This window comes from Halomonas saccharevitans, from assembly GCF_900116405.1.
Taxonomy (GTDB): domain Bacteria; phylum Pseudomonadota; class Gammaproteobacteria; order Pseudomonadales; family Halomonadaceae; genus Halomonas; species Halomonas saccharevitans.
On record NZ_FPAQ01000037.1, the window covers coordinates 1 to 22,516 of the forward strand.

General features: G+C 69.2%; 20 protein-coding genes, 1 pseudogene and 2 riboswitches. Of the genes and pseudogenes, 11 read left to right on the top strand and 10 right to left on the bottom strand.

Annotated elements, in window-relative coordinates:
* The 4 genes from BM388_RS14360 to BM388_RS14375 all read left to right on the top strand — a co-directional run.
* Nucleotides 1-171 (top strand): transposase (locus BM388_RS14360; protein WP_175535063.1); only part of this gene is annotated, 171 nt, incomplete at its 5' end.
* A gap of 315 nt (nt 172-486) precedes the next feature.
* A complete protein-coding gene (locus BM388_RS14365; protein ID WP_089851366.1) occupies nt 487-2,058 on the top strand; it encodes an OpgD/OpgG family glucan biosynthesis protein in 1,572 nt (523 codons plus the stop codon).
* A complete protein-coding gene (mdoH, locus tag BM388_RS14370) occupies nt 2,045-3,988 on the top strand; it encodes a glucans biosynthesis glucosyltransferase MdoH (protein WP_089851368.1) in 1,944 nt (647 codons plus the stop codon). The genes BM388_RS14365 and mdoH overlap by 14 nt, the downstream gene beginning before the upstream one ends.
* Nucleotides 3,981-4,787 (top strand): creatininase family protein, encoded by an 807-nt coding sequence (locus BM388_RS14375; RefSeq protein ID WP_089851370.1) that lies wholly within the window; start codon nt 3,981-3,983, stop codon nt 4,785-4,787. Before mdoH ends, BM388_RS14375 begins: the two co-directional genes overlap by 8 nt.
* Before the next feature lie 36 nt (nt 4,788-4,823).
* Here the strand turns inward: BM388_RS14375 and ribA are convergent, their stop codons facing one another.
* Nucleotides 4,824-5,960: a GTP cyclohydrolase II RibA gene (gene ribA / locus BM388_RS14380; RefSeq protein WP_089851372.1), complete on the bottom strand. Its 1,137-nt coding sequence runs from the start codon at nt 5,958-5,960 to the stop codon at nt 4,824-4,826.
* 76 nt (nt 5,961-6,036) lie between these two features.
* Here ribA and BM388_RS17895 point away from each other — a divergent pair, with 76 nt between their 5' ends.
* Complete coding sequence (locus BM388_RS17895; RefSeq protein WP_175535112.1) at nt 6,037-6,876, top strand: RibD family protein; 840 nt, start codon at nt 6,037-6,039, stop codon at nt 6,874-6,876.
* 75 nt (nt 6,877-6,951) lie between these two features.
* Here BM388_RS17895 and BM388_RS18125 read toward each other — a convergent pair.
* The 5 genes and pseudogenes from BM388_RS18125 to BM388_RS14405 form a co-directional block, all read right to left on the bottom strand.
* Nucleotides 6,952-7,821 (bottom strand): annotated as a pseudogene (locus BM388_RS18125) (lysylphosphatidylglycerol synthase transmembrane domain-containing protein); the annotation flags it as partial.
* 2 nt (nt 7,822-7,823) lie between these two features.
* Nucleotides 7,824-8,705: a class I SAM-dependent methyltransferase gene (locus tag BM388_RS14390; protein ID WP_089851376.1), complete on the bottom strand. Its 882-nt coding sequence runs from the start codon at nt 8,703-8,705 to the stop codon at nt 7,824-7,826.
* On the bottom strand, nt 8,702-9,826 hold the full coding sequence (locus BM388_RS14395; protein ID WP_089851378.1) for a glycosyltransferase family 4 protein: 1,125 nt from the start codon (nt 9,824-9,826) through the stop codon (nt 8,702-8,704). The genes BM388_RS14390 and BM388_RS14395 overlap by 4 nt, the downstream gene beginning before the upstream one ends.
* Before the next feature lie 17 nt (nt 9,827-9,843).
* The gene (locus BM388_RS14400) at nt 9,844-10,242 is read right to left on the bottom strand and encodes a 6-pyruvoyl trahydropterin synthase family protein (RefSeq protein WP_089851381.1); all 399 of its coding nucleotides are present in this window, start codon (nt 10,240-10,242) and stop codon (nt 9,844-9,846) included.
* Nucleotides 10,243-10,259: 17 nt separating this feature from the next.
* Complete coding sequence (locus BM388_RS14405) at nt 10,260-11,246, bottom strand: zinc-dependent alcohol dehydrogenase (protein ID WP_089851383.1); 987 nt, start codon at nt 11,244-11,246, stop codon at nt 10,260-10,262.
* Nucleotides 11,247-11,440: 194 nt separating this feature from the next.
* Here BM388_RS14405 and BM388_RS14410 point away from each other — a divergent pair, with 194 nt between their 5' ends.
* The 4 genes from BM388_RS14410 to thiC all read left to right on the top strand — a co-directional run bounded on the left by BM388_RS14410 (nt 11,441) and on the right by thiC (nt 15,966).
* Nucleotides 11,441-12,133, top strand: a complete 693-nt coding sequence (locus BM388_RS14410; protein WP_089851385.1) for a CDP-alcohol phosphatidyltransferase family protein — start codon at nt 11,441-11,443, stop codon at nt 12,131-12,133.
* A 65-nt stretch (nt 12,134-12,198) separates the two neighbouring features.
* Nucleotides 12,199-12,819 carry a YceI family protein gene (locus tag BM388_RS14415; protein ID WP_089851387.1) on the top strand — a complete coding sequence of 207 codons (621 nt, stop codon included), beginning with the start codon at nt 12,199-12,201 and terminating at the stop codon, nt 12,817-12,819.
* A 55-nt stretch (nt 12,820-12,874) separates the two neighbouring features.
* Nucleotides 12,875-13,017: riboswitch (TPP riboswitch) on the top strand.
* A 69-nt stretch (nt 13,018-13,086) separates the two neighbouring features.
* Nucleotides 13,087-13,755: a thiaminase II gene (gene tenA / locus BM388_RS14420; RefSeq protein ID WP_089851389.1), complete on the top strand. Its 669-nt coding sequence runs from the start codon at nt 13,087-13,089 to the stop codon at nt 13,753-13,755.
* Nucleotides 13,756-13,841: 86 nt separating this feature from the next.
* Nucleotides 13,842-13,953, top strand: a riboswitch (TPP riboswitch).
* A 78-nt stretch (nt 13,954-14,031) separates the two neighbouring features.
* Nucleotides 14,032-15,966 (top strand): phosphomethylpyrimidine synthase ThiC, encoded by a 1,935-nt coding sequence (gene thiC, locus BM388_RS14425; RefSeq protein ID WP_089851390.1) that lies wholly within the window; start codon nt 14,032-14,034, stop codon nt 15,964-15,966.
* Nucleotides 15,967-16,101: 135 nt separating this feature from the next.
* Here the strand turns inward: thiC and BM388_RS14430 are convergent, their stop codons facing one another.
* The gene (locus BM388_RS14430) at nt 16,102-16,608 is read right to left on the bottom strand and encodes an outer membrane beta-barrel protein (protein WP_089851392.1); all 507 of its coding nucleotides are present in this window, start codon (nt 16,606-16,608) and stop codon (nt 16,102-16,104) included.
* A gap of 256 nt (nt 16,609-16,864) precedes the next feature.
* On the opposite strand from BM388_RS14430, the gene BM388_RS14435 reads away from it, so the two are divergent.
* Together BM388_RS14435 and pta are read left to right on the top strand one after the other, a co-directional pair.
* The gene (locus BM388_RS14435; protein ID WP_089851394.1) at nt 16,865-18,070 is read left to right on the top strand and encodes an acetate/propionate family kinase; all 1,206 of its coding nucleotides are present in this window, start codon (nt 16,865-16,867) and stop codon (nt 18,068-18,070) included.
* A complete protein-coding gene (gene pta, locus BM388_RS14440) occupies nt 18,057-20,258 on the top strand; it encodes a phosphate acetyltransferase (RefSeq protein WP_089851396.1) in 2,202 nt (733 codons plus the stop codon). The genes BM388_RS14435 and pta overlap by 14 nt, the downstream gene beginning before the upstream one ends.
* Before the next feature lie 101 nt (nt 20,259-20,359).
* Here pta and BM388_RS14445 read toward each other — a convergent pair whose 3' ends face one another.
* Genes BM388_RS14445 through BM388_RS14455 form a run of 3 tightly spaced genes read right to left on the bottom strand, consistent with a single transcriptional unit; the run spans nt 20,360 to nt 22,458 of the window.
* Entirely contained in the window at nt 20,360-21,088 is a 729-nt protein-coding gene (locus BM388_RS14445; protein WP_089851398.1) for an amino acid ABC transporter ATP-binding protein, read from the bottom strand.
* Nucleotides 21,085-21,741: an ABC transporter permease subunit gene (locus BM388_RS14450; protein ID WP_089851400.1), complete on the bottom strand. Its 657-nt coding sequence runs from the start codon at nt 21,739-21,741 to the stop codon at nt 21,085-21,087. The genes BM388_RS14445 and BM388_RS14450 overlap by 4 nt, the downstream gene beginning before the upstream one ends.
* Nucleotides 21,742-22,458 carry an amino acid ABC transporter permease gene (locus tag BM388_RS14455; protein ID WP_089851402.1) on the bottom strand — a complete coding sequence of 239 codons (717 nt, stop codon included), beginning with the start codon at nt 22,456-22,458 and terminating at the stop codon, nt 21,742-21,744. It lies immediately after the preceding gene.
* Between the last annotated feature and the right edge of the window lie 58 nt (nt 22,459-22,516).

Here is a 22,516-nt window from a genome sequence, read left to right on the forward strand (position 1 = left end):
CTCAAGCGCACGGTATACGCCACGGCCCAGGTCACCACCCTGCGCCTGAAGTTGCTGAAGATCGGTGGCGTGGTGATCCGCAATACCCGGCGCGTCCGGCTGATGCTGAGTAGCCACTACCCCGACCAAGACCTCTTCCTCAAGCTGATCAAGAAACTGGTGCCGGGATGACCGGCAGGGTGCTGTCCCCGGCACGAGATAAACAATGGGGGTAGGGGGCAGTGCGTCTTGAAGGCGGGAAATCGATCAAAAAGTGAGCGATTCTCGCGCCATCCAGCATGAAGAGCTGGCCTGCTCACCCGCCAGGCCAAACTCGCGATACTGATGCAATATTCAGGCTAGGGAACGTAACGACATGGCAGCAATTATCCGCGCAAGATGGACCCAGAGAACCTCAGTGTATAATCTTTGTAAAGAAATATCCCGACGCCCTGCCGCCATCTCCTAGCCGCCTCACCGGGAGACGCGCGCCAAGGAGGAGCCTTCATGACCCCATTGCGCTGGATGGCCACCGGACTGCTTGCGGCGGGCCTGATCGTGGCAAGCACTGTCCCGCCGACCTGGGCCGACGCCCCCCTGCCTGAGAGCGTCGTCGACACCTTCGCGGAGGTCACCGAGCGCGCCCGCCGGCTCGCGGCGTCTGACTACGAGGTGCCGACCGGCCATCGGACCGAGGCGTTGCGGGAGGTCGACTACGATGCCTACCGCTCCATCCGCTTTCGCCCGGAAGCGGCCCGGTGGCGCGACGAGGGGCTGTTCTCGGTGCAGCTCTTCCACCCCGGTTTCCTGTTCGAGCGGCCGGTCCGCCTGAATCTGGTCGAGGACGGCGAGCCGCGCCCGGTGCCTTTCCGATCGTCCTGGTTCCGCTACGACGGCGCCGCCGCCTCCCTGGCAAAGGCGGATCTCAGCGGCGCGGGCTACGCGGGCTTTCGCGTACACTACCCCCTCAACCGCGAGGAGTACCACGACGAGTTCCTGGTCTTCCAGGGCGCCAGCTACTTCCGGCTGGTGGGGCGCGACCAGGGGTACGGCCTCTCGGCGCGCGGCCTGGCCGTCGATACCGCCACCGCCGGGGGCGAGGAGTTCCCGGCCTTCCAGGAGTTCTGGCTGTTCAAGCCCGAGCCGACGGCGACCCACCTTGACCTCGTCGCGCTGATCGACAGCCCCTCGCTGGCCGGGGCCTACCACTTTCGGGTGCGTCCCGGCGAGCACGTCGAGGTGGAGGTCGAGGCCCGGCTGTTCGCCCGGCGCGACGTGCAGAAGCTCGGCATCGCCCCGCTGACCAGCATGTTCATGCACGGCGACGTCAGCCCTTTTCCTGCCGACGACTTTCGGCCCCGGGTTCACGACTCCGAGGGCCTGCTGATGCGGACCCACGCCGGGGAGTGGATCTGGCGCCCCCTGAACAATCCGCTCGAACTGCACATCACCCGCCAGCAGGACGTGAATCCGGCCGGCTTCGGCCTGGCCCAGCGCGACCGGGACTTCGACCACTACCTGGACATGGAGTCACGCTACGAGCGGCGCCCCAGCCACTGGGTCGCCCCGCTGGATGACTGGGGGCCGGGCAGCGTGGAGCTGGTCGAGATCCCCAGCGACTCGGAGACCAACGACAACATCGTGACCTACTGGGTCCCCGAGGCGCCGCTCGCGGCGAATGCCTCGCGCACCTATCGCTATCGGCTCTCGACCTTCGATGCGCGGCGTCCCGAGCAGACCCTGGCCGGCGCCGTGCGCACCCGGCAGGGGTGGGGAGCCGTCCCGGGGCAGAGCGACCCGCCGCCGCGCAGCCTTCGCCAGTTCATGGTCGACTTCCGGGGCGGGGAGCTCTCGAGCCTGGACGCCAGCCATCCGGTCGAGGCCAGCCTCGAGGTCTCGAGCGGCGAGGCCCGCCAGGTCCGAGTGCAGCGCCTTCCCGACGGCGAGACCTGGCGCGCCTCCTTCCGGCTGCAGCCCGAGGGGACGACCCCCGCGGACATGCGGCTCGCCCTGACGCTGCGCGACAGGCCCATGAGCGAAACCTGGAACTACGTCTGGCACCCCGATGAGCTCCGCTGACGGCTCGCTCCGGGCGCCGTGGCTGGCCGCCCGCCAGGCGCTCGTCGCCCTGCTGGTGCTCGCCACCACCGCCCTGGGCGGCTGGGCCATGTTCGAGATCCTGAACGTCGACGGCATCACGCCCCTGCAGGGCATCGTGCTGGGCCTGTTCGTGATCATCTTCGGCTGGATCACCGTGGCCTTCTGGACCGCCATCATCGGCTTCCTGCTGCGGCTGACCCGCCGGGATCCGCTGACCCTTGAGCGCCTCGACTCCCCAGCACCGACGAGCGATCCGGGCGAGCACTGCACGGCACTGGTGATGCCCATCCATAACGAGGACCCCGAGCGCGTCGCGGGAGGGCTGGAGAGCACCTGTCGCTCGCTGCTCGACCAGCCCCATGTCCGGGGCTTCGAGGTCTTCGTGCTGAGCGATACCCGGGACGAGGCGATCGCCCGTCGGGAGCAGGCCGCCATCGCAGGGCTGCAGCGGCGCCTGGCCCCGGAGCTGGCGGTGCACTATCGCCGTCGCGACGACAACCGGGGCCGCAAGGCCGGGAACCTCGCCGACTTCTGTCGCCGCTGGGGCCATCGCTACGACTACCTGGTCGTGCTGGACGCGGACAGCCTGATGGGGGGCGAGACCCTGGTGTCGCTGGTGGCCAGGATGCAGGCCCATCCCGGGGTCGGCCTGATCCAGACGGTGCCGATTCCGGTGGGCGCCTGCAGCGTGTTCGGGCGCTTCACGCAGTTCGCGGCTGCGCTGCACAGCCCCCTGCTCGCCACCGGGCGCTGCTTCTGGCAGGGGGATGCCGCGAACTTCTGGGGCCACAACGCCATCCTGCGCACCCGCGCCTACATGGCCTGTTGCGGCCTGCCGACGCTGTCCGGCACGCCGCCGCTGGGCGGCGAGATACTCAGCCACGACTTCGTCGAGGCGGCACTGATGCGCCGGGCCGGCTGGCGGGTCCACCTGGATGTCCATCTCGACGAGAGCCACGAGGAAGTGCCGAGCCACCTGCTCGCGTTCGCCAGGCGCGACCGGCGCTGGATCCAGGGCAACCTGCAGCACCTGCGGCTGCTCGGCGCCCGCGGCCTGCATCCCATGAGCCGGCTCCACTTCCTCTCCGGGGCGCTGGCCTACCTGACTTCCCTGCTGTGGGGGCTGATGCTGGTGGTCAGCAGCGTGGATGCCATCGGCCGGGCCCAGGGGCGCCATGAGTTCTTCCCCACCGGCGACCAGCTCTTCCCCGACTGGCCCATCGCCACGTCGAACCTGATGCTGCCGCTGCTGATCAGCACGGGCGTGATCCTGCTGCTGCCGAAGGTGCTGGGGTGCCTGCTGAGCGTCATCCAGCGACCCGGCGCCTTCGGGGGCCGGGCCAGACTGCTGGCGAGCACCCTGCTGGAGATCGCCTTCGCCATCCTGGTCGCGCCCCTCATGATGCTGCTGCACAGCGGGTTCATCCTGGGCATGCTCGGTGGCCACGAGGTGCGCTGGGACGCCCAGGACCGCGAGGGGCGACCGGTGCCCTGGGGGGAAGCCTTTCGCCACACCTGGCTCGCGACCCTGATCGGCGCAGGCTGGGCCGCCTCGACCTACCTGCTCGCCCCGATGTTCTTCTGGTGGCTCGCCCCGGTCTGGGGAGGCCTGCTGATCGCGGCGCCGCTGGTCAGGGTGAGCAGCAGCCCGACCCTGGGCCGCTGGCTCACCCGCGTCGGCCTGCTGAGGGTGCCGGCGGAGGCGACGCCCCCGCCGGTGCTGCGGCGGTGGGCCTTGGCCACGCCCGGCCCGTCCATGGCCAGCACGCCTGTGGCCCGCCCAGCGCCCCCGCCGCCGGAAGCGCCCGGGGAGATGCCGCTGCAGTCTTTCGTCGCCTGGCCGCCGGCGAGCGCCAGGCCCATCATGGCCATGAACCATACGGCACGGAGCGCACCGCCCCATGAATGATCTCCCCCCCTGCCCCCGCTGGCTGGACCTCACCAGTCACGAGCTATCGTTCCTGCCGCACAGTGCGGTGGCGGTGATGGTGATGGGCGCCATAGAGCAGCACGGTGCCCACCTGCCGCTTTCCACCGACCTCGACATCGGCGAGGGGCTGCTGGAGGAAGCACTGACCCACCTGCCCGCGAGCTTCCCCCTGGTGATCCTGCCGCCCATGGCGGTAGGGGCCAGCGACGAGCACCTGAGCTTCCCCGGGACCCTCAGCCTGCCCCCGGAGCTGGCCATGGCCACCCTGGAGGCGCATGGCGACGCCGTGGCCCGCGCCGGCCTGAAGCGTCTGGTGCTGATCAACAGCCACGGCGGCAACAAGGCGGTGATGGACCTGGCCGCCCTGCGCCTGCGCCGCCGTCACGGCATGATGGTGGTCAAGGTCAACTACACCCGGATGCCGCCGCCGGGCATGCTGCCCGCCGGTGGACTGCCCGCCGAGGAGCTGCGCCACGGGCTCCATGGGGGCGCGCTTGAGACCGCCATGATGCACCACCTCGCCCCCGACAAGGTGCGCCTCGAGCACCTGGATCACCCGCCCTCTCGGGGCGAGGCCATGGCGGAGAAGGACTGGCTGCTGGGCCCGGAGGGAGAGGCCGCCTTCGCCTGGCTGGCCGAGGACCTGCACCCCGCGGGGGTGGTCGGCAATGCGCGACTGGGCACGGCAGAACTCGGCGCCCGCCTGGTGGCCCACTACGGGAAGCGTATCGCGCGCATCCTTCGCGAGACCCAGAGCCTGGACACCCTGGAGCGATAGCGCGCCCCGCTTCGTCCCGAAGCGCGCCCGGCGCGGTCAGGCGGTCGAATCCCGGTCGCCGGTGAATACGGCATCGAGCAGATGGCCGGCGCGCTCCGACTTGGCGCTGAGGTAGCGCCGATTGTGATCGTTGAGGCTGCCATAGAGCGCCTGGCGCTCGACCACCTCGATACCGCCCTCGGCCAGGGCCGCCATCTTGCCGGGATTGTTGGTGAGCAACTGCACGCGGCGGATGCCCAGGGCATCCAGCATGTCCACCGCGACGCCGTAGCGACGCTCGTCGTCGCCGAACCCCAGGACCTGGTCGGCATCCAGGGTGTCCAGGCCGCCGTCCTGCAGCGTATAGGCTCGCAACTTGTTGGCCAGCCCGATGCCGCGCCCCTCCTGGGCCAGGTAGAGCAGCACGCCGCCGCCCAGCGCCTGGATGTCGGCCACGGCATTGCGCAGCTGATCGCCGCAGTCGCAGCGCAGGCTGCCGAAGAGATCGCCGGTCAGGCAGGCCGAGTGCAGGCGCAGCGGCACCGCCTCGCCCCCCTGGCCAGGCGCGTTGATCACCACCGCCACGTGCTCGCGCAGGCCGTCGGGTTCGCGAAACAGGATGAAGCGACAGTCGCGGGCATCCTCCAGGGGAATCTGCGCCTCGCTGATGCGCTTGAGCATGCCGACGCCCCCCTCCAGGCACTGCTCGGCCTCATCCGCCCGGACCGTCAGCCAGGTGCCGTCGTCCAGCCGGGCCTGCACGGCGGGCCACTCGGCCTCACTGACCCGGGCCACCAGTGCCGCGGGGATCAGCAGCGACCGGCGCATCAGCGCCAGCGCCGCTCGATCTGCCGCCTGGGCCGGCTCCAGGGCCCGACGCCAGCGAGCCAGCGCCTCGCCACCGACCCTGGCCTGCGGCGCCAGGCCGAAGGCCAGGTCGACCAGCCGCTGCCGATCGGCGCCCTCGGTCAATGGCAGGCGGGCCAGCCGAGGGGCTTGCGGCTCCCCCAGCACCGCCAGGCGATGACGACTCAGGACCAGCGCGGGCGTGTCGCCCGCGAGACCGGCCAGGCGTGACACGGTCTGTTCACCGGCCCCCTCGATGGCCTGGACCAGCACGCGGGAGTCGCCGTCGATGACGACCACCGGCATGCCGCGTCGAAGATCGAAGATGGCCCGTTCAACCTGATGCATGATGCCCTCCTTGCAGACCTTGTCCCACCGTGTCGGACTGCGCATGATGAATGCTTTCCACTGACCCGGAGCCCTCATGACCCCGCCCTCTTCCGCGCCCCTGGACCTGGAGGCGGCCTGGCAGGCCCTCTGCCAAGCCCTCTCGACCGGCCGCGACGCCTCGGGGCATGAGGACGGCCCGCTGCGCCTGACGGCCCACGAATGGACGTCTGACGTGCCGGTGAGCGACGACGCCCGGGCACTGCTCGACAACCTGGCGCCGCTGGCAGGGCATGTCGGTCGCCTGGCCCTGGCCCAGCTGGGTCAGAGCCTGGATGGGCGCATCGCCACCGAGAGCGGACACTCGTACTACATCAATGGCCTCGAGAGCCGGACGCACCTGCATCGGCTGCGGGCGCTGGTGGACGCCGTGGTGGTCGGCGCCGGCACCGCCTGCGAGGACGACCCGCTGCTGACGGTGCGCCATGTGAGCGGACGCCAGCCGGTGCGGGTGATCCTCGACCCCCGGGGCCGGGTGCCGGCGAGCCTGCGCCTGCTCAGCGAGGCCGAGGCGCCGACCCTCCACCTGATCGGCGAGCAGGTAGAACTCGTCCCACCGGCTTCCGACCATGTCACCCGCCTGCGGCTGCCGGTGGGGACCGACGGCTTCGACCCCGCAGCGGTGCTCGATGCGCTGGCCGCGCGGGGGCTCGAGCGCGTGCTGGTCGAGGGCGGCGGCATCACGGTGTCGAGGTTCCTGGAGGCCGGCGTGCTCGATCGCCTGCACCTGCTGGTGGCCCCCCTGCTGATTGGCTCCGGCCGGCCGGGACTGGCCATGACGCCCATCGCCACCCTGAGTCAGGCGCGGCGCCCCATCGCGCGGTCGTTCCGCTGCGGCGACGACACCGTCTTCGACCTGGACCTCACTCGGCCCTGACCCATCGCCGGAGGGCGCAGCGGCAATGCGGCGCGACGAGCCCGACAGGCACAGCGCACCGGGCAGGCTCGCCACCAGCACCAGCAGCCCATAGGCCATCGACACCGCCACCCCCTCGGCCGGCGCCAGGCCGGCCAGCCCCCAGACCAGCGCCGCCGCGCCCTCGCGCAGTCCCCAGCCGGCGAAGGAGAGAGGAATCACCATCGCCATCAGCACCGGCGGCACCAGCGCCAGCAGGGTGACCACGGGCAGCGTGACGCCGATCGCCCGGGCCGCGCAGACGAACACCAGCGCATAGCTCAGGACCACCAGCAGGGAGCCGGCGAGCTGCCGTGGCCAGACCGTCGAGGCCAGCAGGCTGCGGCGCACGTCGCCCCCCAGCCCGGCCAGTGCCGCTGGCGGGCGGCGCAGCAGACGTCGCATCACGGCAACGCCGAGCAGCACCAGCAGCGCTGCCACGCCCAGCACCCGCGGCGATGACAGGCTCGCCAGCGCCTCGCCGAGCAGGCCCTGCCACAGCGGCGACAGGGCCACGACCAGCAGGGTCAGCAGCAGCAGGGCCAGCTGGCCGGAGGCGCGTTCGATGATCACCGCCCGCCAGGCGCTGCCCCGCCGACCGCTGTCCCGGGAGTGCCGCCAGGCCCTGGCGGCGTCCCCCGCCACCCCGCCGGGCAGCACCTGGTTGAGGAACAGGGCCAGGTAGTACTCCCGCAAGGCGCGCCCCCAGCCCAGGGGCAGGCCGAGACGCGACGAGGTGAGCCGCCAGCGCCAGGCGGAGAGCAGCACCTGCGGCAGCGTCAGGGCCAGGGCCAGCAGCAGCCAGCCCGGTGCCAGCGGACCGACCGCGTCGACCACCTCTCCCGGCTCGAGCCACACCCACAGCCCGCCGAGCAGGAGCAGGCTGGCCAGTGGCCGCCACAGGCGGTGAACCCGACGGTCATCCATGTTCACGCTCGACCCGCCGAGGACGCCGGCCAGGCGAAGAGGTCACGATGCCCCACGGTCAGGCCCAGCTCGCCGGCTTGGATATCCGCCAGGCGACGGTCTCGCCAGTCGCCAAGACGCAACGCCTGAGTCGGCGCCTCCTCCAGGGCGGCGTCGTGCCAGCCCGTGATCAGGGCCTCGGCCAGCGAACGCTGCGAGGCGTCGCCCGGCGTCAGGTGCCACGGCGTGGCGGCGCTCTCGACCCGGAAGCCGGCGGCCGTCAGCAGGCTGGCCAGCACCGCGGGCGCCTCGCCGCCCAGCGCGGGGCCCAGGCCCTTGTCGCGGAGCTGGTGGGCCTGGAAGAGGGTGCGCACGGCGATGTCCTCACCTGCTTCGACGCGCTCGCCCCGACGATCGATGAAAGCCCAGTCGCCGTCCACGCTGAGGGTGATCAGCAGGGCCTGGCCACCCGAGGCGCAGGCGCCCGCCAACAATGCCAACCAGTGCTTGGGCATCAGGTCGATCAGGGCCGAGGCAACCACCAGGTCGACATCGGCCAGCAGCTCGCGATCGACCGGGAACAGGCCTCGGCAGGCGGTCTCCAGGGTAAGCGCCTGCCCCGCCCCATCGCGCAGCAGGGCGCCTCGCCGGCGGGCATGGGCCAGCAGCTCGGCATCGTGGTCGACCAGTCGCCAGCGCTGTGGGCCCGGCAGGCGAGCGGCCAGGAAGCGCTGGTTGCTGCCGCTGCCGCTGCCCAGGTCGACGATGCCGTGGGGGGCGTCGCGCTCGCTCAGCCAGTCCGCGGCCAGGCCGGTCAGGCGATGGCTGCGCGACCGGGCATCGAGCCCCTCGCGAAGCGACAGCCACGCCGCGGAGAAGACATCGTGGTCGTGGGACGCCGTCATGACGAGCCCCTCACCTTGGGATGCGCCGCGTCGCGGATCGGCGCCTCGGGGATGGCCTTCAGGGCGGCCATGAAGTCCCGTGCCGCCGCTGGCCAATCGGCCAGCCCGTTCCTGGCCTCGCGGGCCCCCCGGCGCAGCCGGTGCCTGAGGCCGGGGTCGTCCAGCCAGCCCGACAGCGCCTCGCGAAGGGCGCCGACATCGCCGGGCGGCACGGCGATGCCCGCGCCGGGGGGCAGGGTATCGGTCAGCGCACCGCCGGTGGTGGTGATCACCGGCAGGCCCCTGGCCAGCGCCTCGGTCACCACCATGCCGTAGCCCTCGTACCAGGAGGGCAGCACGAAGAGATCCGCCCGGCGGTAGGCCGCCTCCAGCTCGCGGTCGTCCTGTTCGCCCATGAAGCGCAGCCGGTCGGCGAGGCCGAGACGTCGCGTCTCGGCCAGCAGGGCGTGTGCGTGCCCGGGGTCACGCCGGTGGCTGCCGATCACCTCGCAGGCCCAGGCGCGGTCGGTGAGCGCGGCCAGCGCCTCAACCAGCAGGCCGAGGCCCTTGCGCGGCGTCAGGGTCGCCACGCAGAGCAGTCGGCCGGCAGGCCCCGGGGCCTCGGGGTCCAGGGCAGCGTCGGCCAGGGGAGCCCTGTCGACGCCCGGTTCGGCGACCCGAATGCGCTGATCGGGAACGCCGTACTCCGACAGGCCCCGGGCGGTGTGATGGCTGGTGACGACGACCCGGCGAGCCGCCGCCAGCGCCCGGGCCTCGCTCTCGCGAAACCACGCCTGCCGGGCGGCGTCGAGGCCCGTCTCGTCGGCCAGGGGGTGATGGACGAGGGCGACGATCCGTAGACGCTCGGCATGCCGCTCGACCTCATCTGGCAATCCGCCCATGGCCAGGCCGTCGATCACCACCAGGGCATCGTCGGCAAGACCCGCCAGGGTCGTCGCCAGGCTGTGGCGAGCCTGCGGGTCGGGCAGCGGAAACCGCCCGTGGAGCCCCACCACCTCGACCCGCCACGCCTGCCGGCGCAGCTCCGCTACCATGCGGGCGTCGTAGAGGTACCCGCCGGTCTTCTGGTCGGGGTTACCGGCGACGATCAGCACCAGGTCGGGCGTCGACTCCTGTGGCATCGTCGACTCCTGTGACATTACAGCGCGCCCTCGTAGCTGGCCCAGGCGACGTGCGATTCGTTCAGGGTCACGCAGAGCGAATCGAGCCCCAGAGCGGCCTCGCCGAGATGGCCAAGCTGGATGGCCGTGGCGAGGCGCTCGAAGAGCACCCGCGCCATGAACTCGGTGGTGGTGTTGCGGCCCTGAAACTCCTCGACCTCGTCGAGGTTCTGGAAGTTGAATTCGGCCAGCACGCGCTTCAAGGCCTCGCCGGCCAGGCCGATGTCCACGACCAGGCCGTCGTCGTCGAGCTCGCGGCGCTGAAAAGTCACGTCGACCACGTAGGTGGCACCGTGCAGGCGCTGGGCGGGGCCGAAGACCTCGCCGCGAAAGCTGTGGGCGATCATGAAATGGTCGCGAACGTTAAGGCGGTACATGAGTCAGGCTCCTCGCATCAGGAAGGGGTCGGGTAGTGCAGGCGATGGCAGAGCACGTCGCCGCCGCCAGCGGCCAGGCGTGGCATCAGCGACGGCAGCTCGTGAAAGTCGCTCTCGCCGCTGATCAGGGCGTCGAGGCGCGGGTCGTCCAGCAGGTCCAGGGCCAGGGCCAGGCGGCGACGATAATCCCAGCGGGCCGCGCGCTCGGGAGGCAGGTGCCCGACCTGGCTCGCCTGCAGGGTCAGCCGCCGAGAGTGGAAGGCCTCGCCCAGCGGCAGCGCGACCTCGGCGCTGCCGAACCAGCTCATCTCCACCACCTTCGCCTGGAAACCGGCCAGGGAGAGGGCCAGGCGCAGCCCCTCGGCCCGACCGCTGGCATGGATCACCAGGTCGTTCTCGCTCCGCGCGGAAGCCGGGGATGAGAAATCGAGGCCCAGGGCTTCGGCCAGGGCGGCACGCCCCGGCATCACATCCACCAGCTGCACCTGGGTGCCGGGGATCCCGGCACACAGCCAGGCTGCCAGAGCGCCGACCACGCCGGCGCCGACCACGGCGATCCGGTCTCCCACCCCGGGGGCGGCATCCCAGACCGCATTGATGGCCGTCTCCATGTTGGCCGCGAGCACGGCTCGCGCCGCCGGCAGGCCGTCCGGCAGCGGCGTCACGGCATCCGCGGGCACCACGAAGCGATCCTGGTGGGGATAGAGGCAAAACACCTCGCGACCGATCAGGGAGGGCTCCCCGGCCTCGACGACGCCCACGCTGATGTAGCCGTACTTGACCGGCCCGGGGAAGTCGCCTGCCTGGAAAGGGGCACGCATGCGCTGCCATTCGCTTTCCGGCACCCGCCCCTCGAAGACCAGCGCCTCGGTGCCACGGCTGATGCCGCTATAGAGGGTGCGAACGGCCACCTCGCCGGGGCCGGGCCTGGCCAGAACCTCCTCTCGCAGGGCCCCCTGGCCGGGAGCCAGGGTCCAGAAGGCGGTTGCGGTCTCGTGTGGCATGGCAAGATCCCTTTGGCATTATTCGGCGGGTGTTACGGGATACAATCCAGGGGCCCCGTGCTGGCCACCTGCCCCGGGCCGGTATCGCGCACGGCGACACGCCCTAAACTTCTACAATATTGATACACTAGCACGCCGATGAACAATGCAGTATCGTCAATTATCGACCGCATCATGCCGCGATAGAGGCGCCTATGACGATCGCTCGTGACCTTGGAACAGGGGCCCTAGGCCTGGTGATTCCGGCCTCACTGCTCACTGGCTGGCTAGAGGCGAGCCTGCCGGTCCCACTGTTGGCGATGGTCTGCTACCTCATCATGGCCGGGCTAGTCCTGGCGAACCTGCCCGCCCACTGGCGTGAACTGGGCTGGGCCAACCGCGTCACCTTGGGGCGAGGCGCTATCGTCGCCCTGCTGGCCGGCACCCTGGCCGATCCGGATCTGCTGGCCCGCTCCGCGTTTCCCCTCGCCATCCTGGCCCTGCTGGCCCTGCTGCTGGACGGCGTGGATGGCTGGGTCGCCCGGCGCACGTCCACCCAGAGCGACTTCGGCGCGCGGTTCGACATGGAGCTCGATGCCTTCTTCATCCTCGTGCTGTGCCTGGCGCTACTGCTGCTCGACAAGGCAGGCCCTTGGGTCCTGGCCATCGGCGCCATGCGCTACGCTTTCGTTATTGCCGGGCTCAGGATGACCTGGCTGACCGACCCGCTGCCGGAGAGTCGCCGCCGCAAGGCGGTATGCGTCTGGCAGGTGGCCGCCCTGATGATCGCCCTGCTGCCCATGACCGGCACCACAGCGGCGAGCTGGCTGGCGGGCAGTGCGCTTTTGGCCCTCAGCTGGTCGTTCATCACCGATATACGCTGGCTGTATCGCCGCGCCTCGGCGTGATGGCCACAGGACGGCAAGACCCCGTGCCCCTGATCCCTGACCCTAGCCCCCCGGAGGATGCCCCCATGCCCACGCCTCGCCACCCGACACCCTGCTCCCCCCTGCCGATCGCTACCGGACTGGTCCTGACGCTGGGCGTCCTCACGACGCCCATGGCCAGCGCCGAGCCACATACCTACGAGATCGATCCCGACCACTTCTCCATCGGCTTTCTGACCGAACACATCGGCTACGCGGATACCCTCGGCATGTTCCTGGAGGGTCGTGGCGAATTCGTCTATGACGAGCAGACGCAGCGGCTGCACTCCGGCAGGGTCGAAATCACGGCCGACAGCGCCTTCACCAATCACGACGATCGCGACGACCACCTGCGCAGTGATGACTTCCTCGACGCGGGGCGTTACCCGACCATCGTCTTCGAGGCCACCGGCCTCGAGACGCACAGCGACCGCCAGGGCACTCTCGAGGGCGATCTGACCCTGCTGGGCGAGACCCACCCGGTGACCCTGGAGGTCACGCTCAACAAGGCCGCGACCTACCCCTTCGGCCACGAGCAGCACACCCTGGGGCTGTCGGCACGCACCACCCTCCAGCGCAGCGACTGGGGAATGACCTACGGGGTCGACAACGGCCTGGTCGGCGACGAGGTGGAGCTGATCCTCGAGCTGGAAGCCATTCGGCAGTAGCCGACCTCGACCGCAGGCAGGCTGGTAAATCTCCGCCAGGATGCTACAGTCAGAGCTTCGCTTGACGGGGTGCCGGTAGAGCCGGCTGAGATGGCGCAGGGTGTCGAGAGTCTGTCGCAACAGACTCGAGACACCGAGCGCTGGTCCCGTGAACCTGATCCGGCTAGTACCGGCGTAGGAATCAAGCGGTGACCAGCGCCCTCTCGGCACCTTCCCCGGTCACCCTCTCCCGCCCCGCTTCCGGATCGCCCTCAGACCGGAGACAAGATGGGCTACCGATTCGACGATCTCACCGCGGCCTGCCAGGACGACTGGCGCGCCTACATCGAGCACGACTTCGTTCGCCGGCTCGGCGACGCCACCCTCGAGGAAGGCGCCTTTCGCCACTACCTTCAGCAGGACTACCTGTTCCTGATCCACTTCGCCCGGGCTTATGCCCTGGCCGCCTACAAGAGCCGCGACCTCGGCGAGCTGCGTCACGCCTTCGACGGCTTGAAGACCATCCTCGACGTCGAGCTGGGGCTGCACGTGGACTACTGCCGCGCCTGGGGCATCTCGGAGCAGGACCTTTCGCGCCTGCCCGAGGCCCGCGCGACGCTGGCCTACACCCGCTACGTGCTGGACACCGGCCACCGCGGCGACCTGCTCGACCTGCACGTGGCGCTCGCCCCCTGCCTGGTCGGCTACGGCGAGATCGCCCAGTGGCTCAACGGCCGCGACGAGACGGTGCGCGGCGAGGCCAATCCCTATGACGCCTGGATCGCCATGTACGAGGGCGAGGCCTTCCAGCAGGCCATGGCGGACGAGCGCGCCTGGCTCGACGCCCGGCTGGCGGAGGTAACGCCGCGCCGCTTCGAAGAGCTCACCGCGGTATTCCGCGACGCCACCCGTCTCGAGATCGACTTCTGGCAGATGGGGCTGGACCAGCGCCACTGAGCTGGCCCCAGCTGTCATCCCGGGCTGGCCCTGGTCAGGCCGCCCACCCACGGGATAGGAGGGGAATCGCGAGATTGCCCGACCACCAACGCTTGACGGGGCGCCGTTGATAACGGCTGAGACCATGCGCTTGCCAGCATGGATCCCGTTGAACCTGAACTGGCTAGGACCAGCGTAGGGATCAAGCGACAGGCCGCGTGCCCCGGCGCCGTGGCCCCTGTCCTTCCCGCCTGTGTCCTCCCTGAACAAGACCCCGACAAATCAAGGGAGAACACCATGAGCAAGACCGCCCATTTCCTCGCCGAGAGTGCCCGCGTCGACGAGGCCGCCATAAAGCCGCTGCCCGGCTCGCGCAAGATCTACGTGGAGGGCTCGCGCCCGGACATCCGGGTGCCGTTCCGCGAGATCAGTCTCTCGCCGACCAGGACCTCCGGTGAGGACGAGGCCAACCCGCCGCTGCTGGTCTACGACACCTCCGGCCCCTACACCGACCCCGAGGCCGAGATCGACCTGCGCCGGGGCCTTGCCGAGCTGCGCCGCGACTGGATCGAGGAACGCGGCGACACCGAGCGCCTCGACGGCCCGACCTCCGACTACGGCCGGCGCCGGGCCAACGACCCGATGCTTGCCAACCTGCGTTTCGATCTGACCCGCACGCCCCGTCGGGCACGCCGTTCAAAAGATGGCAAGGCCGGGAACGTTACCCAGCTCCACTACGCCCGCCAGGGCATCGTCACCCCGGAGATGGAATTCATCGCCATTCGCGAGAATCAGCGCCGCCAGGCGCTGGGTACCGCGGAGGTCGAGCGCATCCTCGGCCACCAGCACGCCGGCCAGGGCTTCGGCGCGCGCCTGCCGGACGAGATCACCCCGGAGTTCGTGCGCGACGAGGTCGCCGCGGGTCGGGCGATCATCCCCTGCAACATCAACCACCCGGAAACCGAGCCGATGATCATCGGCCGCAACTTCCTGGTGAAGATCAACGGCAACCTCGGCAACTCGGCGGTCACCTCCTCCATCGAAGACGAGGTCGACAAGATGACCTGGGGCATCCGCTGGGGCTCGGACACCATCATGGATCTCTCCACCGGGCAGAACATCCACGAGACCCGCGAGTGGATCATCCGCAACGCCCCGGTGCCGATCGGCACCGTGCCCATCTACCAGGCGCTGGAAAAGGTCAACGGCGTGGCCGAAGACCTCACCTGGGAGGTGTTCCGCGACACCCTGATCGAGCAGGCCGAGCAGGGCGTGGACTACTTCACCATCCACGCCGGCGTGCTGCTGCGCTACGTGCCGCTGACCGCCAAGCGGGTCACCGGGATCGTCTCCCGGGGCGGGTCGATCATGGCCAAGTGGTGCCTCTTCCACCACCAGGAGAGCTTTCTCTACACCCACTTCGAGGAGATCTGCGAGATCTGCAAGCAGTATGACGTCGCCTTCTCGCTGGGCGACGGCCTGCGCCCGGGCTCGGTGGCCGACGCCAACGACGAGGCGCAGTTCGCCGAGCTCGAGACCCTGGGCGAGCTGACCCGCATCGCCTGGCAGCACGACGTCCAGGTGATGATCGAGGGGCCGGGCCACGTGCCCATGCACCTGATCAAGGAGAACATGGACAAGCAGCTCGAGGCGTGCGACGAGGCGCCCTTCTACACCCTGGGGCCGCTGACCACCGACATCGCACCGGGCTATGATCACATCACCTCCGGCATCGGTGCTGCCATGATCGGCTGGTACGGCTGCGCCATGCTCTGCTACGTGACGCCCAAGGAGCACCTGGGCTTGCCCAACAAGGACGACGTCAAGACCGGCATCATCACCTACAAGATCGCCGCCCACGCCGCCGACCTCGCCAAGGGGCACCCGGCCGCCCAGCGCCGGGACAACGCGCTCTCCAAGGCGCGCTTCGAGTTCCGCTGGGAGGACCAGTTCAACTTAGGGCTAGACCCGGATACCGCCCGCGAGTACCACGACGAGACCCTGCCCAAGGACTCCGCCAAGGTGGCACACTTCTGCTCCATGTGCGGGCCGAAGTTCTGCTCGATGAAGATCAGCCAGGAGGTCCGCGATTCGTTCTTGAAGCGCGAGGCCAAGGAGAAGGGCCTCGACGGCGACCCCGAGTGGGTAGAACGAGAGACGGTAGAGCGTGGCATGCAGGAGCAGGCCGAACGGTTCCGCCAGGAGGGCGCCGAGCTCTACAAGGAAGTCTGACGCGACGCCGCGACTTTCGCTGTTCCGGACGGTCGCCGGCTCCCCTCACACACTCGAACGCCCCCGCCGGACAACCGGCGGGGGCGTTTTCCGTGGTGTCGTGGCGAACCGTAGACGCGGCGTGTCGCCACCCGATCAGAAGTGGAACGTCATCCCGACGCTCGCGGCATCGAAGGTGTAGCTCGATTCGTCCAGGTAGCGGACGTAGTCGGCCCCGAGGGCCAGATTCGGTGCCACGTCGAACGCGGCGCCGCCGCCCCAGGAGAAACCGCTCTCTTCCTCGATATCGACATCCACCTCGGTGAAGCCGGCCAGACCGTAGAGGCGGAAGTCCGGGGTGATCGGCAGGATGCCCTTGGCGTAGGCGCCGGCGAGGTAGTCGAGCTCGACGGGACCGTCGGAACCGCCGCCGCCGAGGTGGCCTTCCAGGGCGAAGTAGTCGTTGAACGCCACGCCGCCGCGCAGGCGCAGGCCGGTGCTGTCGGCGCTGCCGGAGCCGCGATCAGGATCCAGCTCCCAGAACAGGGCATCGCCACCCAGATAGGGGCTCGGGTCGTAGTTCATGACGCTGCTCTGAGCCAAGGCGCTGGTGCCGGCCAGCAGCAGGGCCGCGGATACCGCAGAGATCGTAAGGGTCTTCATGGCAGGCCTCCAGTTAGAAAACACTGTTTTCATACACGACTTCATTCTGGCCCAGCTTAGACCAAGGTGCAATGCTCACCTCGAGGTGACGGCAGCGGCGTCACGCAAAGAATGAGAAGCGCCTGCGTCGCCGTCTCGCGATCCACGTCACTGTTTCTCGCCTCGCAACGTGTTAATTTCGCGAGAATCAGGCGCCGTGCCCGTGCGCTCACAGTCGATCGCACGCCCCGCGCCACTCGATACAGAAGGATGTGCCATGAACGACCCGGTACTGGTCATCAACTGCGGTTCCTCGTCGATCAAGTACGCCCTGGTGCCCGCCTCGCCCGGCGCGCCCCGCCTCTCCGGCCTGGCCGAGCGCCTGGGCAGCGAGGATGCGCGCCTGACGGGCGTCGATAGCCAGGGCCGCTCATTCTCGCGGCCGCTGCACGGGGCCGGCCACGCCGACGCCATGGCGGAGATCCTCGAGGGTCTCGAGGGACAGCATCCCGTGGCGGTGGGGCATCGCGTCGTCCACGGCGGCGAGCGCTTCACCCGCGCCACCCGCCTCGATGCCGCCGCGAAGCGCGCCATCGAGGCCACCGTGGCCATGGCGCCGCTGCACAACCCGGCCAACCTGGAGGGCCTCAAGGCCACCCAGGCGCTGTTCCCCGACCTGCCCCAGGTCGCGGTCTTCGATACCGCCTTCCACCAGACCCTGCCCCCGCGGGCCTATCGCTATGCGCTGCCGGAATCGCTCTATCGTCGCCACGGCATTCGCCGCTACGGCTTTCACGGCAGCAGCCACGCCTACGTGAGCGCGCGGGTCGACACCCTGAGCGAACGCCGTCATGGCGGCTGGCTCATTGCCCACCTGGGCAACGGCTGCTCCACCTGCGCGGTGTGGCAGGGGACGAGCGTCGACACCAGCATGGGCCTGACGCCGCTGGAGGGCCTGGTGATGGGCACCCGCAGCGGCGACGTGGACCCCGGCCTGCACGCCCACCTGGCTCGTCAGCTAGGCTGGTCGCTCGAGCGCATCGACACCCTGCTCAACAAGGAGAGCGGGCTGTTGGGCCTCTCCGGGCTCTCCAACGACATGCGCCGCCTGCACCAGGCCGCCGCCCAGCACCACGCGGGCGCCGAGCTTGCCATCGAGGTATTCTGCTATCGCCTGGCCAAGTCGCTGGCGGGACTGACCTGCGCCCTGCCGCGCCTGGATGGCATCGCCTTCACCGGCGGCATCGGCGAGAACGACAGCGAGGTGCGTGCCCGGGTGGTCGAGCTGCTGCGCCACTTCGGCCTGCGCCTGGACGCCAGGGCCAATGCCGATACCGTGGGCGGCCGAGAGGGCCGCATCGATCTCGCCGAGGACGGCCGCCCCCCCCAGCTGTGGGTCATTCCCACCGACGAGGAGGGACGCATCGCCGAGGAAACCCGCCAGCTGCTTCAGGAAGAGTCCACCCCCCATGACCCAAATTGAGCGCCCGAATGAGCGGCCGAGTGAGCGCCGTCCCGATCCCCGCAACCTGCTGCTGGTGCCCACCGACAGCGGCGTCGGCCTGACCTCCGCCTGCCTGGGCCTGATCCGTGCACTGGACACCCTGGGGCTCAAGGCCGGCTTCATGAAGCCGTTCCGCCAGGACGAGATCAACGGCCAGGGGCCCGATCGCTCCTGCGCCCTGGCCGCCAGCACCCTGGGCCTCGACCCGCCCGCGCCGCTGCCCCAGGCGCGGCTCGAGCGCCTGCTGCGCGAGGAGCGCGCCGACGAGCTGATGGAAGAGGCCGTGGAGCGACATGCCCGGGTCGCCTTGCCGGAGGCGGGCGACGCCCCGGAGCTCGTGGTCATCGAGGGGCTCGCCCCCAGCCCTCACAGCAGCTATGCGAGCCGGCTCAACGAGGCGCTGGCCCACGCGCTCAATGCGCGGGTCATCCTGGTGGCCGACGGCGACCTGAGCGACCCGCGCGACCTGGCGGAGCGCCTGGACCTGCACGCCCAGCCCTTCGAAGGCGTCGACTCCCCGCGCACCCTCGGCTGCATCCTGATGCGCCTGCGCCCGCTGCCCGACGACGAGGCCACCGCGCCGCTGGCGGCGCCCGAACTCACCACCGGACTCGACGACCCGCAGCTCGCCAGCCTGCGCCACCACCTGCCGGCGCTGGACGGCGACCGTTTCCGCCTGATCGGCGCGATCCCCTGGCACGCCAGCCTCTCCGCTCCCCGGGTGCTGGACGTCGCCCGGGCCCTTCAGGCGCGTATCCTGCATCAGGGCGAGGCCGACCGTCGCCGCGTGCTGGGCACCAGCCTGTGCGCCCGCAGCGCCTCCCATGCCCTGCATGTGTTCCGCGCCGGACGGCTGCTGGTCACCCCGGGGGATCGCGACGACATCCTGCTCGCCGCCTCGCTTTCGGCCATGAACGGGGTGCCGCTGGCGGGCCTGCTGCTGACCCACGGCGAACTGCCGGACGAGGCGATGATCGAGTTCTGCCGCCCGGCGCTGGCGAGCGGCCTGCCGGTGCTGGCCGTCGACTCCGACAGCTACGCGACGGCCCAGCAGCTTGACCGCATGGCCAACGACATCCCCATCGACGATCCCGAGCGCGCCGAGCAGGTGACCCGCTTCGTGGCCGATCACCTCGACCTGGCGTGGCTCAAGGAGAACCTCAGCCGCGGCTACCCGAGCCGGCTCTCCCCGGCCGCCTTCCGCCATCGGCTGGTGCGGCTGGCCCAGCAGGCGAGCCGGCGCATCGTGCTGCCCGAGGGCAGCGAGCCGCGCACCGTGGAGGCCGCGGTGATCTGCCAGCGGCGCGGCATCGCCCGCTGCGTGCTGCTGGCCCGGCGCGAGGAAGTCGAGGCGGTGGCCCGGAGCCGTGGCCTCGAGCTGCCCGAGGATCTCGAGATCCTCGACCCGGCCGAGCTCCGCCTTTCCTACGTCAAGCCGATGGTCAAGCGCCGCCCCGGCAAGCTCAACGCCCTGACCGCCGCGGACCAGCTCCAGGACAGCGTGGTGCTCGGCACCATGATGCTCGCCGAGGGCGCGGTGGACGGCCTGGTCTCGGGGGCGATCCACACCACCGCCAACACCGTGCGCCCCGCCTTCCAGCTGATCAAGACGGCTCCCGGCTATCGCCAGGTGTCGTCGATCTTCTTCATGCTGCTGCCCGAGCAGGTGGTGGTCTATGGCGACTGTGCGGTGATCCCCGACCCGGACGCCGAGGCGCTGGCCGAGATCGCCATCCAGAGCGCCCGCTCCGCCGAGGCCTTCGGCATCGAGCCCAGGGTGGCGATGATCAGCTACTCCACCGGGGCCTCCGGCAGCGGGGCCGACGTCGAGAAGGTGCGTGAGGCCACACGTATCGCCCGGGAGCGCGAGCCGTCGCTCTGCATCGACGGGCCGCTGCAGTACGACGCCGCGGCCATCGAGAGCGTGGGCCGCCAGAAGGCGCCCGACTCGCCAGTGGCGGGACGCGCCACGGTGTTCGTGTTCCCCGACCTCAACACCGGCAACACCACCTACAAGGCGGTGCAGAGAAGCGCCGGGGTGATCAGCGTCGGCCCCATGCTGCAGGGGCTCAACAAGCCGGTGAACGACCTCTCGCGAGGGGCACTGGTCGACGATATCGTCTACACCATCGCCCTGACCGCCATCCAGGCCGCCGGGGACTCCTGACGCCGCGGGCCTCCTGTCGGCTTCGGTCATCCCCTCATGCCGCGGGCGCCCACTCGATCGCTCGAGGGGGCGCCCGCGGCTGGCTTCACTCCGTATGTCGCCTAGTGCGCCAGGATCTTCGACAGGAACTCCTTGGCACGATCGGTCTCGGGGTTATTGAAGAAGGTTTCGGTCGCAGCGACCTCCTTCACCTCTCCCTGGTCCATGAAGACCACCCGGCGCGCCACCTTGCGGGCAAAGCCCATTTCGTGGGTGACCACCATCATCGTCATGCCCTCCCTGGCCAGCTCGACCATGACGTCCAGCACCTCGCTGATCATCTCGGGATCGAGCGCCGAGGTCGGCTCGTCGAAACACATGGCGATGGGATCCATCGCCAGGGCCCTGGCGATGGCCACCCGCTGCTGCTGTCCGCCGGACAGGGCAGAGGGATACTTGTCCGCCTGATCGGACAGACCGACGCGCTCCAGCAGGCTCTCCGCCTTCCGGCGCGCCTCATCGCGCGAGCGGTTCAGCACCTTGATCTGGCCCATCATCAGGTTCTCGATCACCGTCTTGTGCGGGAATAATTCGAAATGCTGGAACACCATGCCGATACGCGCCCGCACCAGGGGCAGCTTGGTGCCCTTGGCAGTCACGTCGGTCTCTTCGACCACGATGCGTCCGCTGTCGACCGGTTCCAGCGCGTTGACACACTTGATAAGGGTGCTCTTCCCCGAGCCGGACGGACCACAGATGACGATCACCTCGCCACGCTCGACCTCGAGCGAACAGCTCTTCAGGACGTGGAAGTCGTCGTACCACTTGTCGATGTTGTCGATTTTTATCATGCGACCTTCTTTTTCTGCAGGTGCTTGACCAGCATGGAGCCGGAGAAGCAGATGACGAAATACACCAGCGCCGCGAAGAGGTACATCTCTGCCAGCCGCCCCTCCACTTTGGCCACCGTGCTGGCCGAGGTCATGAAATCGCTCAAGGCCACGACGTAGACCAGGGAGGTATCCTGGAAGAGGATGATCGCCTGGGTCAGCAGGACCGGGATCATGTTGCGAAACGCCTGGGGAAGGATCACGTACTGGAGGTTCTGGCGCGGCGAAAGCCCGATGGCCAGGCCGGCATAGACCTGTCCGCGCGAGACCGAATTGAGCCCGGCACGCATGATCTCGGCATAATAGGCCGCCTCGAACAGCGAGAAGGCGATCAGCGCGCTGGTGAAATTACCCACCGGGCGGCCTATCAGCAGTGGTACCAGGAAGTAGAACCAGAAGATCACCAGGATGAGCGGGATCGACCGGAAGATGTTGACGTAGATGGCGCTGAACCAGCGTAGCGGCGCCGGCCCCCAGATTCGCATCACCGCCAGGATAGTGCCCCAGGCAAGGCCTGCCAGCAGGGCCAGCAAGGTCAGCTGGAAGCTGATGAGCAGGCCATCAAACAGGAACGGAAGCGACTCAATAATGACCTGGAAATCAAAATCACTCATCTAGTTAGCCCCCACCGAGCCTGGGATACGCGTCTTCTGATCGATCAGGCGCATCAGCAGCACCACCAGAAGCGTGATGACCAGGTACAGCACCGTGGCGGCAGTGAACGCCTCGAAGCCCTGGAAGGTATAGTTCTCGATCTGCCGCGCCTGGGCGGTCAGTTCCAGCACGCCGATGGTCAGCGCCAGCGATGAATTCTTGAAGATGGTCAGGAATTCGGAGGTCAGGGGCGGCACGATGATCCGATAGGAGATCGGAAGCCGGATGTACAGATAGGTCTGAAGAGGGGTGAGCCCGATGGCGAGCCCTGCGTTCACCAGGTCCTTTCGGATGGTCTGGATGCCGGAGCGGACCTGCTCGGCCACGCGCGCCGCGGTATAGGCGCCCAGTGCCACAACGGCCGTCACGTATTCGGGATTGGGCATATCGCGCTTGACCCAGAGACCCAGTTCTTCGGGCAGCAGTTCAGGCACGACAAAGTACCAGATGAACAGCTGTACCAGCAGCGGGATATTGCGGAACAGCTCGACGTAGGCCGCCGCCAAGGTCCGCACAAGGCGGTTGGGCACGGTACGCAGGATGCCGATCGCGGAGCCCAGCACGAAGGCAATGACCCAGGCGGCGATCGCGACCAGCAGGGTCCACTGCAAGCCGGAGAACAGCCAGCCCAGGTAGGGTTCCTGGAACAGGACCGACCAATTCCAGTTGTAGTTCATTTGTCTTCCTTATTTGCGCTTTTTCAGCGGCCGGGGTCGCGACCGCGACCCCGACAGC

Excerpts from the sequence above, each read along its gene's own strand:
- BM388_RS14365 (WP_089851366.1), top strand. The coding sequence starts at position 487 with ATGACCCCATTGCGCTGGATGGCCACCGGACTGCTTGCGGCGGGCCTG.
- mdoH (WP_089851368.1), top strand. The coding sequence starts at position 2,045 with ATGAGCTCCGCTGACGGCTCGCTCCGGGCGCCGTGGCTGGCCGCCCGC.
- BM388_RS14375 (WP_089851370.1), top strand. The coding sequence starts at position 3,981 with ATGAATGATCTCCCCCCCTGCCCCCGCTGGCTGGACCTCACCAGTCAC.
- ribA (WP_089851372.1), bottom strand. The coding sequence starts at position 5,960 with ATGCATCAGGTTGAACGGGCCATCTTCGATCTTCGACGCGGCATGCCG.
- BM388_RS17895 (WP_175535112.1), top strand. The coding sequence starts at position 6,037 with ATGACCCCGCCCTCTTCCGCGCCCCTGGACCTGGAGGCGGCCTGGCAG.
- BM388_RS14390 (WP_089851376.1), bottom strand. The coding sequence starts at position 8,705 with ATGACGGCGTCCCACGACCACGATGTCTTCTCCGCGGCGTGGCTGTCG.
- BM388_RS14395 (WP_089851378.1), bottom strand. The coding sequence starts at position 9,826 with ATGCCACAGGAGTCGACGCCCGACCTGGTGCTGATCGTCGCCGGTAAC.
- BM388_RS14400 (WP_089851381.1), bottom strand. The coding sequence starts at position 10,242 with ATGTACCGCCTTAACGTTCGCGACCATTTCATGATCGCCCACAGCTTT.
- BM388_RS14405 (WP_089851383.1), bottom strand. The coding sequence starts at position 11,246 with ATGCCACACGAGACCGCAACCGCCTTCTGGACCCTGGCTCCCGGCCAG.
- BM388_RS14410 (WP_089851385.1), top strand. The coding sequence starts at position 11,441 with ATGACGATCGCTCGTGACCTTGGAACAGGGGCCCTAGGCCTGGTGATT.
- BM388_RS14415 (WP_089851387.1), top strand. The coding sequence starts at position 12,199 with ATGCCCACGCCTCGCCACCCGACACCCTGCTCCCCCCTGCCGATCGCT.
- tenA (WP_089851389.1), top strand. The coding sequence starts at position 13,087 with ATGGGCTACCGATTCGACGATCTCACCGCGGCCTGCCAGGACGACTGG.
- thiC (WP_089851390.1), top strand. The coding sequence starts at position 14,032 with ATGAGCAAGACCGCCCATTTCCTCGCCGAGAGTGCCCGCGTCGACGAG.
- BM388_RS14430 (WP_089851392.1), bottom strand. The coding sequence starts at position 16,608 with ATGAAGACCCTTACGATCTCTGCGGTATCCGCGGCCCTGCTGCTGGCC.
- BM388_RS14435 (WP_089851394.1), top strand. The coding sequence starts at position 16,865 with ATGAACGACCCGGTACTGGTCATCAACTGCGGTTCCTCGTCGATCAAG.
- pta (WP_089851396.1), top strand. The coding sequence starts at position 18,057 with ATGACCCAAATTGAGCGCCCGAATGAGCGGCCGAGTGAGCGCCGTCCC.
- BM388_RS14445 (WP_089851398.1), bottom strand. The coding sequence starts at position 21,088 with ATGATAAAAATCGACAACATCGACAAGTGGTACGACGACTTCCACGTC.
- BM388_RS14450 (WP_089851400.1), bottom strand. The coding sequence starts at position 21,741 with ATGAGTGATTTTGATTTCCAGGTCATTATTGAGTCGCTTCCGTTCCTG.
- BM388_RS14455 (WP_089851402.1), bottom strand. The coding sequence starts at position 22,458 with ATGAACTACAACTGGAATTGGTCGGTCCTGTTCCAGGAACCCTACCTG.